The sequence below is a fragment of the Kitasatospora sp. NPDC094015 genome (assembly GCF_040304075.1).
Taxonomy (GTDB): Bacteria; Actinomycetota; Actinomycetes; order Streptomycetales; family Streptomycetaceae; genus Kitasatospora.
In genome coordinates this window covers 1-1,700 of the sequence record NZ_JBEOUL010000084.1, presented here as the reverse complement: position 1 = coordinate 1,700, position 1,700 = coordinate 1, and the positions used below count along the sequence as shown (strand labels likewise).

General features: G+C 74.8%; 3 protein-coding genes. All 3 read right to left on the bottom strand.

Features of this window, described 5'->3' with window-relative positions; translation table 11 throughout:
- Positions 1-183: hypothetical protein (locus tag ABT014_RS34455; protein ID WP_350643800.1), on the bottom strand; the 183-nt coding region annotated here is incomplete at its 3' end.
- Positions 184-622: 439 nt separating this feature from the next.
- Complete coding sequence (locus ABT014_RS34450) at positions 623-1,249, bottom strand: fasciclin domain-containing protein (protein ID WP_350643802.1); 627 nt, start codon at positions 1,247-1,249, stop codon at positions 623-625.
- A gap of 131 nt (positions 1,250-1,380) precedes the next feature.
- On the bottom strand, positions 1,381-1,700 hold a 320-nt coding region (locus ABT014_RS34445), incomplete at its 5' end, for an ATP-binding protein (protein WP_350643798.1).

Here is a 1,700-nt window from a genome sequence, read left to right as displayed (position 1 = left end):
CACGAGCCCGAACACCGCGGTCAGCCACGGCCCCCGGATCGGGCTGCGCCAGAACGTCGGACGGAACGGGCCGGGCGGGCGGGGCGGGTCCTTGATCAGGGCGGCGAGCCTGGCCGTGGGTCCCGGCCCGTTCAGGTCCTGCGCGGGACGGTTCAGTTCCTCGTCCCGGTGTCGGTCAGTCACTGGCGATCCATCCCGTCGGGCCCGCGACGGGCCGGGTACGGCCGGACGGGCAAGGCCACCGGCTTCGAGGGCCGATTGTGCGGGTGTTCGTGGGCTGCGCCGGGCCCGCCGGGCCGTGCGCTCCTTCCGACGGCCCAATCCGCGGTGGGGTACCGCGGCACGGCCTGATCGTCCTGCGGCAGTTTGCTCAACCTTTCGGACCGCTCCCAGGTGCGGGCGGGGGCCTGCGGCAGACCCCGCCCGTGCGCACGTACCGCGCGGCGACCTCCGGGCGGTACGTGCACGGCCGTGGTTCGCAGCCACCGCCCGGGCGGACTGCCGAAGGCGGCCGGCTCCACCCGATCGGCCCAGGACGCCGGCCGGCGCCGGCCCCGCGGGCAGCAGTACCTGTCGGCGGGGTCGGCGCGGGTCGGCGGGCCGGGGGCTCCTGGGGCCCGGGTCAGGAGGTCGGCATCAGGACGGTGTCGATGAGGTAGACGGTGGCGTTGGCGGTGGGAACGTTGCCGCAGACGACCTTGGCGGTGCCGTCCACGGTGAGGTCCTCCCCGGAGCCGGTGACCGTAACGGAGGTGCCCTCCAGGGTCTTGTGCTCCCCGGGCAGGGCGGCCGGGGTGAGCTTCCCCGGCACGACGTGGTAGGTGAGGATCTTGGTGAGCTTGTCCTTGTCGGCGAGGACGGCGTCCAGGGTGGCCTTGGGGATCTTGTTGAAGGCGTCGTTGGTCGGCGCGAACACGGTGATGTCCTGGGCGGAGTTGAGCGTGTCGACCAGGCCGGCCGTGGTGACGGCGCTGACCAGGGTGGACAGCAGCGGGTTGTTGGAGGCGGCGGTGGCGACCGGGTCCTCGGCCATGCTGCCGAACGAGCCGGGCCCGTCGGAGGGGACCGAGCCGCAGGCCGGGCCGAACGGGCCGTCCTCACCGGCGGCCGGGGTCCCGGTGGTGCTCTGAACGGTGGCCGCGGCCTGCGAGGCGGCGCTCGCGGCTGTCGCGGAGCCGGAAGCGGCGCTGCCGGCGCCGCTGCCGCAGGCGCTCACCGCGAGGGCGAGCGAGCCGGCGGCCAGCAGCATGGCGAGCGGCTTCGCCCGGCTGGTCAGGGGAGGTGAGGAGGTCCGTCCCGGCCGGCCGTCGCGGCTCTTCGGGTGGTTGTGTCGGTGCATCGTGTGCTCCTCGAAGGTGGTCTCGGGTCCGTGCGGACCGGTCACCACGTGCGGGACCGCCCAACCCTCCCGGTGGGCCGCGGGATCTGCGGTTCCACGGACGGCGGCGGGGGCACCGGCGCCAGGTGGGCGTGGACGGTCTTGCCGCTGCCGAGGTCGAGGGTGACGGAGAGGGTGTCGCACAGGACCGCCACGATGGCCAGCCCCCGTCCGCTCTGCGAGGCCCCGGCCTCCACGTGCCGGGGCTGCGGGAGGATCCGGCTGGTGTCGCTGACCTCCACGTCGAGGCCGTGCGGGCCGTGGACCAGCCGTACCCGGCCGGGGCCGTGGGTGTGCCGGATCGCGTTGGTGACGAGTTCGC

Coding starts and splice junctions, on each gene's coding strand:
- ABT014_RS34450 (WP_350643802.1), bottom strand. CDS start 1,249: ATGCTGCTGGCCGCCGGCTCGCTCGCCCTCGCGGTGAGCGCCTGCGGC.